Annotated in this window: 16 protein-coding genes; 9 read left to right on the forward strand and 7 right to left on the reverse strand. The window is 33.1% G+C overall.

Translation table 11 applies throughout. The annotated features are described in order from the left end of the window. Positions 1 to 31 precede the first annotated feature (31 nt). The 7 genes from AAGU22_RS06500 to AAGU22_RS06530 all read left to right on the forward strand — a co-directional run bounded on the left by AAGU22_RS06500 (position 32) and on the right by AAGU22_RS06530 (position 3,528). Positions 32 to 235 carry a hypothetical protein gene (locus AAGU22_RS06500; protein WP_458721382.1) on the forward strand — a complete coding sequence of 68 codons (204 nt, stop codon included), beginning with the start codon at positions 32 to 34 and terminating at the stop codon, positions 233 to 235. Continuing rightward, positions 229 to 450, forward strand: coding sequence for a hypothetical protein (locus AAGU22_RS06505; protein ID WP_458721383.1), 222 nt, complete (start codon positions 229 to 231; stop codon positions 448 to 450). Before AAGU22_RS06500 ends, AAGU22_RS06505 begins: the two co-directional genes overlap by 7 nt. 705 nt (positions 451 to 1,155) lie before the next feature. Beyond that, complete coding sequence (locus AAGU22_RS06510) at positions 1,156 to 2,496, forward strand: FAD-dependent thymidylate synthase (protein WP_458721384.1); 1,341 nt, start codon at positions 1,156 to 1,158, stop codon at positions 2,494 to 2,496. A gap of 97 nt (positions 2,497 to 2,593) precedes the next feature. After that, positions 2,594 to 2,911: a hypothetical protein gene (locus AAGU22_RS06515; RefSeq protein WP_458721385.1), complete on the forward strand. Its 318-nt coding sequence runs from the start codon at positions 2,594 to 2,596 to the stop codon at positions 2,909 to 2,911. Continuing rightward, the gene (locus AAGU22_RS06520) at positions 2,908 to 3,078 is read left to right on the forward strand and encodes a hypothetical protein (protein ID WP_458721386.1); all 171 of its coding nucleotides are present in this window, start codon (positions 2,908 to 2,910) and stop codon (positions 3,076 to 3,078) included. The genes AAGU22_RS06515 and AAGU22_RS06520 overlap by 4 nt, the downstream gene beginning before the upstream one ends. Positions 3,079 to 3,160: 82 nt before the next feature. Further along, complete coding sequence (locus AAGU22_RS06525; protein WP_458721387.1) at positions 3,161 to 3,313, forward strand: hypothetical protein; 153 nt, start codon at positions 3,161 to 3,163, stop codon at positions 3,311 to 3,313. 50 nt (positions 3,314 to 3,363) lie between these two features. Further along, entirely contained in the window at positions 3,364 to 3,528 is a 165-nt protein-coding gene (locus AAGU22_RS06530; RefSeq protein WP_458721388.1) for a hypothetical protein, read from the forward strand. A gap of 484 nt (positions 3,529 to 4,012) precedes the next feature. Here AAGU22_RS06530 and AAGU22_RS06535 read toward each other — a convergent pair whose 3' ends face one another. From AAGU22_RS06535 to AAGU22_RS06555, 5 genes are all read right to left on the reverse strand, one after another. Continuing rightward, complete coding sequence (locus tag AAGU22_RS06535) at positions 4,013 to 4,303, reverse strand: hypothetical protein (RefSeq protein WP_458721389.1); 291 nt, start codon at positions 4,301 to 4,303, stop codon at positions 4,013 to 4,015. 811 nt (positions 4,304 to 5,114) lie between these two features. Then, positions 5,115 to 6,545, reverse strand: a complete 1,431-nt coding sequence (locus AAGU22_RS06540) for a patatin-like phospholipase family protein (RefSeq protein ID WP_458721390.1) — start codon at positions 6,543 to 6,545, stop codon at positions 5,115 to 5,117. 298 nt (positions 6,546 to 6,843) lie between these two features. Next, positions 6,844 to 7,035, reverse strand: a complete 192-nt coding sequence (locus AAGU22_RS06545) for a hypothetical protein (protein WP_458721391.1) — start codon at positions 7,033 to 7,035, stop codon at positions 6,844 to 6,846. 298 nt (positions 7,036 to 7,333) lie between these two features. After that, positions 7,334 to 7,708 carry a DUF1622 domain-containing protein gene (locus AAGU22_RS06550; protein ID WP_458721392.1) on the reverse strand — a complete coding sequence of 125 codons (375 nt, stop codon included), beginning with the start codon at positions 7,706 to 7,708 and terminating at the stop codon, positions 7,334 to 7,336. A gap of 232 nt (positions 7,709 to 7,940) precedes the next feature. Next, positions 7,941 to 8,666, reverse strand: coding sequence for a hypothetical protein (locus AAGU22_RS06555; protein ID WP_458721393.1), 726 nt, complete (start codon positions 8,664 to 8,666; stop codon positions 7,941 to 7,943). A 1,764-nt stretch (positions 8,667 to 10,430) separates the two neighbouring features. Between AAGU22_RS06555 and AAGU22_RS06560 the strand changes: the two genes are divergently transcribed. Both AAGU22_RS06560 and phaC read left to right on the forward strand, forming a co-directional pair. After that, on the forward strand, positions 10,431 to 11,012 hold the full coding sequence (locus AAGU22_RS06560; protein WP_458721394.1) for a hypothetical protein: 582 nt from the start codon (positions 10,431 to 10,433) through the stop codon (positions 11,010 to 11,012). Beyond that, on the forward strand, positions 11,005 to 12,078 hold the full coding sequence (gene phaC / locus AAGU22_RS06565) for a class III poly(R)-hydroxyalkanoic acid synthase subunit PhaC (RefSeq protein ID WP_458721395.1): 1,074 nt from the start codon (positions 11,005 to 11,007) through the stop codon (positions 12,076 to 12,078). Before AAGU22_RS06560 ends, phaC begins: the two co-directional genes overlap by 8 nt. Positions 12,079 to 12,085: 7 nt before the next feature. Here phaC and AAGU22_RS06570 read toward each other — a convergent pair whose 3' ends face one another. Both AAGU22_RS06570 and AAGU22_RS06575 read right to left on the reverse strand, forming a co-directional pair. Then, entirely contained in the window at positions 12,086 to 12,394 is a 309-nt protein-coding gene (locus AAGU22_RS06570) for an AbrB/MazE/SpoVT family DNA-binding domain-containing protein (RefSeq protein WP_458721396.1), read from the reverse strand. A 56-nt stretch (positions 12,395 to 12,450) separates the two neighbouring features. Next, a complete protein-coding gene (locus AAGU22_RS06575) occupies positions 12,451 to 13,236 on the reverse strand; it encodes an alpha/beta fold hydrolase (protein ID WP_458721397.1) in 786 nt (261 codons plus the stop codon). Positions 13,237 to 13,357: the final 121 nt, after the last annotated feature.

Here is a 13,357-nt window from a genome sequence, read left to right on the forward strand (position 1 = left end):
TTTGCTGAACATATTTTGATCAATATTAAAGATGACACCTACGACAGCTTCCCTACCTCCAACTATCGATGGTTGGAATTGTTCTATGATTACAGTCTCAGGCCTTTCAGGAAACATCTTAATTGTTAGGTCCACTAGAGAGGTTCCTGATAGTGTTGGGGGAAAAGGTAGTGCAGATATTGTAATTCGTCCTTCACTAGAATTAGGACCAAGGAAACCAACCGTATCGTGCTGAGAATAATCTGGTTCCCAATTAGAGCCGACATAGAGACAATGGAGGCAAGCAGATACTCAAACGACTACGTAGTATACTTTAGAAAGGGAACAAGAATAGACTACGAACATCTTAGAAATATCGATTTATGGGGATACCAAATAATTAACATTCAATTAGATGAACAAGGCAGAATTAGAATGACCCTCCGAAAGGTAAGGACAGCCTTAACCTAACTATTTTTTTAGCAAAAAAATAATGAATCTTTAAAGCTCAGGGATTTGTAAAATGGTTACTAAAATGTTTATGACAGATTTAATATTAGGATCTACCCTCAGCGTTTACACTGCTACAGTATTCGGGTTTGTCGTTATCTTTAAAGGATGTTTTAAACAATGAGTATGTCTGCTACTACTACTACAAACACTGCAACCAAGAAGGGGTAGACCCAGGAACAATCCTAATACGACTCAAATAGGTGCAACTTATGAATCTGTTTATCAATGTCTCAAGAGACTCAATAATCTAACTTTACCTCAATCTATGAATCGCATCAGCACAAACGCAAACGTCAATATATTTCTAGTCAAGCATAAACTCATCAAAGAAGTAAATGCAGATCATAATTTAAGAGCTGAATATTTAACTTATAGATATTATTCTATAGATACAAAAGGCCAGGATTATCTCAAAGGATACGAATGTTTCAAGGAGCTGATAACTAACTAAAATGTCCTGTAACGGCCTATGCTCTAAAGAAAAACATATCAATTCTGCTACTTTTCTTAATCTTGATTCTAAATGCTCAGGCTGTGAGGTAGCATATAACACAGACTCTATTTTTTGCTACTGCTGCAAATGTAGACTTAGAAAACGAAAATCTAGATCAAAAAGGTCCATGAAATCTAGATTAATGATGTCAGAGGTAAAGAGGTATTAACATGGTTTTAGAATTTATCAGATCTGAAACTCATCCATCTACCATTTTCATTATTAATGCTAATTCTCTTCAGGATAAAATAGACCTTGGAGCCTTGCTATCTCGCTATTCTAGAAGTCACAAAGATGCTGAAACTTTATACAAAGAGGAATTTCTTACCAACCCAAATAGAGGAGCTGAATTCTATGCTAAAGTATTTGGCCAATATGGCGATGATTCTATTTCTGAATTAGTGCCTCATGGATTTGCATTATGTTTAGAGAACATTCCTATATTATGGTCTACCTATCTACTCCATTATAGAACTCTATCAGTTATTGAGAAATCAACTAGATATGTAAAGGTATTTGATTATTACAAACCTGATTCTAAATATAATGCTCCTAATCTATATGATGCATTATGCAAAAAAAGAATAGATGAATACAACAAAGCACACGATAAAGCATATAGAAAATTATCTTTAAAAATTGACACAAATGATTTAGAAAAGCCTGAAGTAAAGAGAGCATTAAATGCCAGGGCTTTAGATGAAACTAGGGACTTGTTACCTTTGTCTACTTTTACATCTTTGGGAATAATGGCTAATCTTCGTTCCTGGCTTAACATCCTTACCAAAGAAAAAGTAAGAAATGATCCGAGTGTATATACAGCAGAATTAATAGATCCACTTACAGAATTATTCAAAAAATATTTTCCTACCATTTTCAGCCAAGATAAAATAAACTATCTTAAAGAGGCTGAAACAGTAGCATTCGATTCAAAACTACAATTAGAAATATCATTTAAAGAAGATCCTGCAAATCCAAATGATACAGATGAATTTACATTAAAAAGCGAGATAGACGATGATACAAGATTAGACTATCTTTCTTATGCTTATGAAACAAAGAGAATGAAAAAGACAAAACCACTAAGGGAGACTGAAATGCTAGACTTTACTATCGCTATCCCTGATTTAGATATAGCAGCATTTAGAGATATACAAAGACACAGATATTTCACAATACAAATCAATAAATGGGAAAATTATCAATCAACAGATGAAGAATTTATTTTATTATCCTCTCCTCTCTCTACAACTATAGATATAACTATTAAGGGAAATCTAAGACAATGGACTCATGCTATAGAATTAAGAACTCAAGAGCAAGGTCATCCAAATTATAGAAGAATATTTCAAAGCTGTGGTATAGTAATCGCTAAACAATTAGACATAGACAAAGAAGAATTATTTCCTTATGCAGATTGGCGTAGTGATGAAGAAATTAACGGGTTAGGCAGTCTCGAATCAGAAGAAAAGAAGCAGAATAATGGTATAGGAGATTCTAATCTAACATGAGTTCAGACTTTTATGATGCTAATTCACCTATCGGAGACACGATATTAGAGGATAAATCCCCTGCAGATATTGACGAAGATATAGCTTAATGTGATTCATGTTCTATCATCATATTAGTTCCCTATCAAGAGAACAACTAATCTGCACTCGATGCGGGAATAAATATGATCCACATTACGAATTAGTCCAGGTCCAAGATAAAGAAACAACATTAGATGAATTATCATCACAAGGAGAATTAGGATATAAGGATGAAAGTAAGAAACCCATATCAAAAACTCTAAATCATAAAGAAGCAAGACTAGAAATTATAGAATATGTAAAGAAAGAATTTGAAAGATGCAGACAAATAGAAATCATTGATAAAGACGTAATTACTAATAAAATATCAGAGGCCAAAGGTAAACAACAATGAATAATGAAAGACTGAGAGAATTGTTAAACTCTCTTAATGATATACATGAATCCCTAATAAATATACGAAATGAGAGACAGCGAGAAGTGGATAAAATAGAGAGAGAAAGAATTAAGATATATCATATTATGAAAGACTTGTCAGATGAGATAGACAAGAATGACTAATTCCTACATTATATTCCATTAATTTTACATTAATACCCTTGTAATTCTAAAGTCTTTTAATAGATAATTACTTTAAGTGTATATGGTTCAAATAGATTTTACAGAAGATGACATAAAGAATCTAAAAACACTATTACAATTCTCTAAAGATGCATGTCCTGTTGAGAGTCTAGAGGGGAATATGGATAATGACTATCTTGATACCCTAATTGAGAAGTTAGAAAAGGCAAAATAAATAACTATTATTCATCATCTGTTCTTATTTTATGAGGATATTATCGGGCCATGAAAGTAACAAAGGAAATGAAAGAAAAAATCAACAATAATGGTTTTGTTGTAGATTACATTTATTGTAGTGAATGTTCTAATTTCACATCTCTCAAGGACTATGAAATAGGAGACGATGTAACCTGTCAGTATTGCAAAAAAGATAAGAATATTGTAGAATAATAAACAATATGAAGGACACAAAAGAAATCAAGGAGGGAATAGGTTACAGAGGTAAGAGCTTAAAAAATATCTAGAAGTTGTAATAAAGGAAGTAATAAAGAAGAAAAATTCCCTGACTCCTGATTTTGTTACTAATCTAACATTTCCATTTGAGGCCTGAGACTTGCATTTTTATTAATAAAGGGGGTAAATAATAATTATCAATAGATAGATACTATAATCAAGTAAAGTGTTTCTTGTTGAATCTTTCTTGAGATCTTATCAGGGGTAAAGTATGATTGATCCGAAAAACTAAATATCAATTTCTTAGACTTTCGATAATTAGCTTTTTATTTAGTGAAAATAGTTTTGGATAACTGTAAGAACTGGTAGGAGTTAAATTTGTCTTTAGATAGTTTGATAACAACAAGTGAGCTATTACTTTCATATTTTTTCTCTCATCTTTATTTATTTTCCTACCAGCAAATAGATCGATACCAATACTCTACCAAACAGCATTCTTGTTATTCACAAGATTTAATGTCGTAATTTCAATAGAACGATCAGGAACACCTATATTTAAAACTGGTAGCAATAAATCGTCCTTAGATCTGAATTTATATCTTGACCTTTCTTTCATTACTCTTATCCATGGATGTACTGGATTCTCAGCTATTTGTTCTTCAATTTGTTTGTCTGTTTTTCTTTTTGAATCCAAGAAACCTAATATTTGCTCTTTCTCTTGAATCTGATAAAACGGTGTGTTTTCTCCTATATGTTCTGCATATCTTATCAAAACCTTTAGTAAACCATTTAGATAATTTTCCGAGGTATTGCGTTCTGCAATATTCGTAAAAATCTCTAATTACTTGTCTGTTGATCTGATTTGTTACTTTGATTTCTATATTTTGAATGGTTGTTGATAATTTAGCGGGCAATAATATACCCCATTCTCTTACCTAATCTCCTATACAACCAAGAATTGTTGGAACCCATATGGTTAACGGGCCCGAAGGGCTTCTAATCCATCAAGGATATGGGATCTGTTAATTCTATATATTTCATGCAGATAATTTATGATATTAGAAAATAGATAGATGAATAGATAATCTTGACCATGAGTGTATGCAGCTCCTTCTTATTTTATAATGAAAAATAACTATAGAACAATTCTATAAATAATTTGCATTTCTTACTATTGGGAATACATTGTTTTATTAAGTAAAGTCAAGATAACATATTAATTATAGTTGTTTCAAACTATTTTATTTTCTCCTAATATTTAAGTACAAATTGCTCAAGTTAATTACAGAAATAGAACGAATGACCTTTGATTTCAAATAGATTAATTCATGAACGATCATATAATCGATAATTTTGACGAGAGTAAGCATCTATTGGTATCCAAGTTTCGCAGAGAAATTGTAATCGATCAGAAATAAAAAAACAGATTCAAAAATACCATTATTTCTGGTTTATGTAAAACAGAATAAAATGCCTCCGGGGTTTCCAATGGTCATGTATTATCAAGAATATTAGAATAATCTAGGTTAGCTAAATTAACGCCTGCATTTTTATGTTCGGTCATACATACACCAATAACTCGACTATTTCTCAATCTGATTTCTCGCATACTGATTGATTTCGTCTTTAGCATCATCATATCCTCTCTCAAGTAATAGTTTAATTGTTCCAGCAGAGAAATCAAAAGTTTTATTTGAAATAGTATATTCATCATTCTTGCGGTCTATGCGTAATATATCATCTATTTCTGGTCGTCCTTCAAGTAAGTCTGAATATTTGCGAATCTTAAAGAACATACCGTGGGATCGCGTATTCTGGTTCAAGATATCGTTAATAATTTCGTCTTTTAGTCCATTCTCCTTTGCCGCTTTTATTAATTTACTTATCAAGGTAATATAATCTGAAATTGCTAACATCGCAAGTTCTTCTGTCTTCGTCCGATCAGAGAAGGTTATGTCAGTATTCCTGTTAATAACCCCGTCCCGATCAGTAGGAATCTCTGCCTGTTTCGTGGGATGTAGATTGATAATACATATCCCTAGTGCTGGTATCTTGTTCCTTAATCCTCTTACTTTCCACCAATAGAGCCTGTGTAGGAGAACTAGTTGCACTAATGGAGTATTGGTCATAAGTCCGCCGTCCCAAAAATGTCGCATCTCTTTTCTGTAGCCGATCCCATCGCTGTTATTTGTCGGCCCGCTAAGAGAATCAACTTCTATTTTAGTAAAATCAAAATTGACTGGAAAGGATCCACTTGCCATAACATGATCTGATGTAATACCCTTATCATAGTGAACAACATGTTCAAATCCGAATTCCTTGCCGTTCTGATTTATTAATCTTCCATACTCTGTTTTTCGCGAACCATCTTCTGTTGGATAGCTGTCAAATGTGACTGGTATACCATCAGCAACGTCAACTGCTACTAGTATGAGCCTTGGCTGATCTTCTTCTTGATTGGTAGCAATTGGAAATTTTACAAATCGCTCCAAACTTCTTCGTAAAGGTTCATTATTATAGCGGTACCATGTATTATTAGAATCAAAAAACCTGCTGTCGTATGCAGGCAAATGAGGATAAAAGACATTTGGTATTCCGTATATCGCAAATTCTTGGGCTGAATAGTATCTTCTTGCAGCTTCTCCAGACGCAATCTTTCCATTAATTGCATGCCAATAATCCCACCAAGGTTTAAAAAATGGATTAGATCCAACTAATGATTCCTTAGAAAGGTAATTCCAGAAATCGATAAGTCTCTCTGCTGATCCCTCATAAGTCTGATTTTCTACGACATAACTTACGAGAACAGCAGAGTTGATAGCACCAATTGAAGTTCCTGCAACGATATTAAATATAGGCCATCCCTTTTTACCTTCATCTGTATCCCTTTTAGAGAAGAATTCATACATTGCCTTGTACGCTCCAGCTTCATAAGCACCAAGAGACCCTCCCCCTTGAAGTACTAAGGCTCTCTCCCTATCTGGAACACCCGTTTGCTTCTCAATACTAGACATTGTTATAATAGCAAACTCGTAAAAGATAAAGGATTTTATGATAAAAAGAGACACGGTCTCTTCTGATTTATTGTACAACCTAACCTGGACGGGGTGGACACCTGAGATGAGTCTGAATTGTTACTAACTAAGAGCTCGTCCTAAAAACTCTATAACACTTTCAAACTTGCATGGCATTCCTCTCGTGTGTTTTGACCAATCTGACTGCAAAGGCCTTAGATGAAAAGCTTCGAAGATTTAATGAAAACATCGTTATAGGTCTTCATTCCAATCAGGCTTTGCTTGATATGTTTGATGACTAGGAGACGACGCTTAGGGAAGATATGTCCAAAATCTTCATTATGGCTGCAGATCGATTTCTAATGCTACCATGTTCCTGTTCATGTATCGAAGGATTACAATGTGGAGCAACAAGGTCTAAAAGAGCGGATGGCCGCAGTAAACGGATTATTTCGAAGAAATCAGAAAAGGAGAAAAAATCTTGCGGCAATTATACCTCACTTTCGTCATAATGATCACCAAATCAATTAATCTTCCTACATAGAAATCAAGCATTCATTTTGATTATTTTAATCTTAATTTATTTCGAAATTAAAAAGGAAAGTGAAATGTAATATCAGTTGTATTTGAGCCTCCCTACTCAGTTGGACTCGTCATTGATCTAATAATCAGAAAACCAAGATTAATAAACATACTCACGCATTCAATCATCGATTCACCGCAATGTTGCCATCATTTTTTTGTCACTCTTGACTCTTACTGAAAGTGAGAATATTCATATACATGGACTACTTTTCACTCGTACTGGATTTTTCCTTGGCACTCATTTCGATTTCTTTTGAGAGAGACCAGCTTAGTAATATTCTTAAAACCACAATCAATGCGAAAACTGCGGTTTCCTCTAGAGTTGGATCCAACAAAGACTTAAGTAAATCAGCGGCGATCAAGAAATCTAGTGCAATAAGAAGGCCTCTCAACATTCTAGTGACTAATTGGCGGACATATACCTGTCGCTGCTCTTTCCGTATTTTAGAGAGTAACAACTTGATCAAATAAAATAACCCTATTATTACAATCGCAACTACAAATATTCCAACTATTACCTCTATAATTATGATAAGGTATTCAACAATCAGGTGAAAGATTTCTGGACTTTCTACCAAGCTCTAAATTACCTTTATAATCTTAATGCTTATATCTATGTCGGATTCAGTTTTTTGGCATCATAAATTCCAACCGGATCTTTTTTTATCAAACAAGTCATATTGTATGAAACTTTTTTATTTACTAAACTTTGAACCATCTAATTATTTTTAGATTCAGAATAGGAATAACAAATAACCCAGCTGATATTTTTCCTATCTAGTATTTCTGTAGGTTATTAACTTTAATTAGCTAAATTAGTATTTTATCGTTAGCATTGAACTCAATTTCATTGATAATGCTGTCATGTGAATATTCAATTCCCGTCTGATTTTTAACCAAATCTAAATATTTAGTGATACATGACCGAACCATTTTGTTATTTTCTATTAAATTGAACGATTCTGGTGCAACATCTCCATGTACTATCGAACTACGTATAGCATAAAATTCCTGAACTCGTTTATGCATCGATTTACGATTCTGTTGGTCTTGGGTTAACAATCTTGAACTCCTCAAACTCAACCTATGCGTTACCGAATCCTTGGGATCTTTTTTCTTTGAAAAGAATGCTTCCATAGCAATTGCAAGATCTATGATAGTATCATCTGCATCAATTCTTTGATAACTGTAATTGAATCTGCGAAAAGAAGTTCTAATATTAGTAAAAGGATCGTCGAGATTTTGTCTTTGTTCTATTAGTTCCAAGGTTTCGGGATAATTTCTATAGAATTCGATAAATTCAGCAAGTTTTTGAGAATTAAATAGGTATTGTGATTGACTATAAGATTCGAAACCCAGTATCTTTAATCCTGTTGTACCTGATGAATAATCGAGAAATTCTGAAGAAAAATAATTAACGGTAGAATCTATTCCGAACCCGCCCTCTTGGAATAATCTAAATGATGTAATTAATGACGTAAATAAGCTCAACGTACTTTGACTATCTATATCGTCTACTCGTTGATTATTAGACAATAAATCCATCCATCTCATAATTTCTTTTAAATTCAATAATCCAATTTGTATCAATGAAATATTTGAACCCGTGTGATTAACGGGCCCGAAGGGCTTCGATCCCTCGACTTCCGGCTTTCTTCATAATTAGAGAATCAGATAGAAGGCAGGCGCTCTATCCATGCTGAGCTACGGACCCTTAAAAAACTGTGATTGGTACTTCCCTATAAAATTGTTGGGCTCTAAATCGACTCCATTAATTTGACGTATCTACTTCTAAGCAATGATGACTTAGAAACAGATTCATCCGATCTGTTAAAGTCTTTGCCAATCATGAAAGGAATTTGTTGTCCTTTCATCTAGACTTATGATGTTAATTTGGACAAAAAATATTTTGGTTATCATTTTGGATCATAATGATGATTATCACCTGCCTCATTCATAATGTAGCTTATGGCTGACTCTGTACTCTAAAAAAATGGAAATGGACTGGGCAGCTAAAAGATAAATCGTAATACATATTCACCAACCTAGCAAGTTAAATGTTCAATAGTCCCCGAATATTTGCAACCCTAATTGTTATATTTGATTTATAATCGTAAGATCAACGGTGTGTTTACGGTGTTTACGGTGTTTACGGTGTTTACGGTGTGTCAGACAACAGGTCTAGTCAAAAAGGAGATACAAGAGTTTTTAGGTTTAGATTTCAATCCATCAAGAACATCTAACGTAGTTATCGAGAAGATGATTCCAGGGCTATTCTAGATGAAGGTGCAATAGTCGACCCAATTTGAATACTATGCAATTACAGATAGAATTTCTTCTAGATAATTTTGATGTTAGACATGAAAGAAAGTAATTAGGTCTGATATGTGCAATACCAAAACCGGAGAGCACCGATATACAATGCCGGATTTTGAAATTAATGACACAGACAAAAAGAGGTAAGTATGTGTATGTTATCATGATATCAGATTTTTTAGTCAGACAAGGACGATGAAATATGTATATTAGGCACCAATAGATCAAAATATCCAAACCATAGGACAATGGGCTGCACAGAACCTTACCTTTAAGTGGTTTATGAATATATTCCAAGTATAGTGCTTACCAGTTAATTTTGTTCTATTGATATAAAAGCGACACAACGGGTTACAAGTACTGTCATAATTACCCAATTATATCTGTATATGCGTATCTGCTTATATAACATTGGTTCATCGCCGTGTCATAGAAATACTAGTGCTATATGATTTTTTAGCAATGAAAGGTGGGCATTAAGAACCAAATATAGTTTTAAAAATGATTGTATAATTTATGAGAAAGGGGACAGGAGGTCGAAAACAGTTTTTCTATAGCGCAAGCCTTTCTCTAAGTAATCAAATATTGCTATAAAACCCGAGATGTATCTTAAATCGTCGCAATCTCATTGATTGAAGTTCCCACGGTATTGATGTTTTATCGACACACGAGACAACAAGAGAAATTAATAACCCGCAATTGCTGTCTTGAAACACACATAGGAAATCAGATTGATTAATCGCCATTAAAATTAATGATTCACCACAATTTAGATACCCTCTCAATAATATACTTATGATATGAAGATACCTCTAAATAAACTTCAGATGTTTTAATCTGCCTTTCAATAGTGCATTTTCTATCTTTCTAAAGTGCTTATAATAAAGTTAATATCCGCAATAGACATACAAATTGATATCAACTGCAAAGCAACTCTTAATAATTACGGAAAAGATGTTAACAAAAATGGGGTGAGTGGAATCATTGAAAGATAACGAAAAAGTCCAAAATAATGAGAATAATGATACAGCTAAACTACCCTTCGTTAATGAAAAATTCGTAGATCTTTTTGAAAATTTCTTCAAACAGTTGACAGAATTGAATAAGATTTCGACAGTTGGTCCATTTATTTCCATGATAAATGATCCTCAGATTAATATGAATAACATGAGGGAATATGGAAATGTTTTGATTAACTATCAAAGATATCTCAATAAATACTTGACCCAAATGATTAATTCGTACCTTCTGGCCTTGGACAAAGTTTCTGCAGGAATAGATGGTAAAAATGCCCATGAAACTCGCATGCTAATTATTAATTCATTCGAAGATGTATTCTCTAGTATGTTTGAGTCGACAGATTTTTCAATCAATTATAACAATCTAATTAATATATATATTGATTTAAACGAGAGTTATCAAAAACTTTATGATGCCTCGCTTCCTATGTTGAAAAGACAATCGCTGAGCAAAGAAGAAAGAGATTTATTGTTCAAGGAGCTATACGAAATAAAGAAGATTACTTTAGAAATCAAGAACAAGATGAAAGAGAGAAAAAATGAATAAAACTATTTTGGATCACTATTTAAGTGAATATGCGAATTTTGTAAATGAACCTGATAATTTTAGAAAATTAACAGAGATGAAAAGATTATTATCAAATATAGAAAAAATTAAAACAGGACAAACCGAATACGAGGTCATCAAGGAGACCGGTCTTTTTCGATTGTTGCATTATAAGTCAACTAAAGAACGTGTTTACAAATATCCTTTGATTATAGTTTATGCTCTAATCAACAAGTCATACATCTTAGATTTGCAACCAAACAAAAGTTGGATAAAAAATATTCTAGATCAAGGCATAAACGTATACCTTGTTGACTGGAAGTCACCTGGCAAATTTGATAAATTTACAACTATTGATGATTACGTCAATCTTTTTATTTATGATTGCGTGGAGATTGTAAAAAGCATTGAGAACATAGACAAGGTTTCACTTCAGGGCTATTGTATGGGTGCTACAATGTCGTTAATTTATACGTCATTGTATCAGAAAAATGTGAAGAATTTGATAACTGTGGCTCCAGTAGTAGATACCGAGAAGGATAAGACGGTCATAAAAAATATGGCTCAGAATATGGATATTGACAAGGTTTTGTCACATTATGAAAATTTCCCTTATGAGTTATTATATAGTCTATATGGATCTTTAAAACCATTCAAACAGGGAGTAAACAAGTACTTGAATCTGTTTGATAATCTTAAAGATGAAAGTTTTGTTCAAAATTTCTTGAGAGTTGAAAAGTGGTTGTATGATACACCTCCAATAGCAGGAGAAACATTTAGGCAGTGGATTAAAGATATTTATCAGAAGAACCTTTTTTCAAAAAACAAATTGGTTGTGGGTGAAAATCGGATAAATCTAGCAAACATCAAAGTCCCTTTATTAAATGTAGTAGCGGACCAAGACCATCTAGTATCTCCGGAATGTAGTGTTTCTTTGAATAATCTTGTATCAAGTACGGATAAGAATTTGATGAGGTTTTCGACAGGCCACGTAGGATTGATTGCTAGTGGGTATTCTCAAAACGTGGTGTTGCCCAAGTTGGGCAATTGGATAAAGATTCATTGAATCTATTCTAGTTTTTTTGCGAAGTCTTTGGTTTGCGAGCCAAAGGTATGATAATAACTTGCACGAGATCACCCTCTTCAATTCCTAGTGCCTGTCGCTCTGCCTCTGGGATTGATATCCTACCACCACTTTGGACATTTGTTTTAAACATCGCATTATAATTAGTAAAACCTTGAAGCGAGGAGAACATATTTTGGAAAGCATTATATTGAAAATTTGAAAATTGTCTTACCATGTCTTGCTGAAATTCTGCGGTCTTTTCGATTGTCTTTTTTAAGTCAGTATTCTTATCGCCATTTTCATTTTCATTACTCATAGAAAATTAAATATCTCATCAATATTTTAATGTTGTAAAGGTTTTATAAAATTAAATCAAGAGTCTATAAATTTTTCAATAATTTCATAAAATTCAACTGGCTTTTCAACATACGGAGTATGACCGCAGTCTTCCATTATCAATGTCTTGACATTTGGCATTTGCTTAAAATATTCTATATTTTCTACTGGTATGGTCGTGTCATTTCTTCCCCAGATAACCAACGTGGGTACAACTATTTCCACCAATCTTTTTCGTAAAGTTTGATCTTTGCGCATTGCAAGTAGAGTAGAAATGAGCGAATACTTGGCATTAGGGAGTTTCATTCTATTCATATAGTCCTTAACTGTTCCAACATCGACGACATATTCTCGGCTATTGGCCATCATTTCAAACGCCCTATGAACATTTTCAGATGTTGGATATAAGCCAGAGAAAATATACTGACTCAAAACATATGTTGGTTTTTCTAATGTTCCGGCAGGAGAAACTAAAATGATTTTCTCAAAGAAATCCCTATGAGTTAAACTGAATTCCAATGCCAACTGACCTCCAAATGAGGAGCCAATTATTACTGGCTTTTGAATCTGCATTTTCTCAAAGAAAACCTCTAAGAATTTAATAAAAAATTCAATCGTATATTCTATGAGGGGTTTTTCACTATATCCGAATCCTACGAGATCAGGAACTACTACGTTGTATTTTTTTAATAAAGGCCATAAATCAGCCCATCTTTCTGCAGATGCACCTAACCCGTGCAGCAAGACGATGGTTTTCTTTGATTCTGGATGATCAAACTTAATAAATCTTATTTTGTAACCTAGTATCTCAATAAAATCCATACTTTGATTACTCTTTTTGTGTTGATTAAATACCAGGCTCAATTGTTGAATATTGTTTTATAATTGATATGTTTTATATATATAATTTTTAAAAAAACCATTAATTTTTATAAGGAGAATA

The sequence above is a fragment of the Candidatus Nitrosocosmicus sp. R genome (assembly GCF_054408505.1).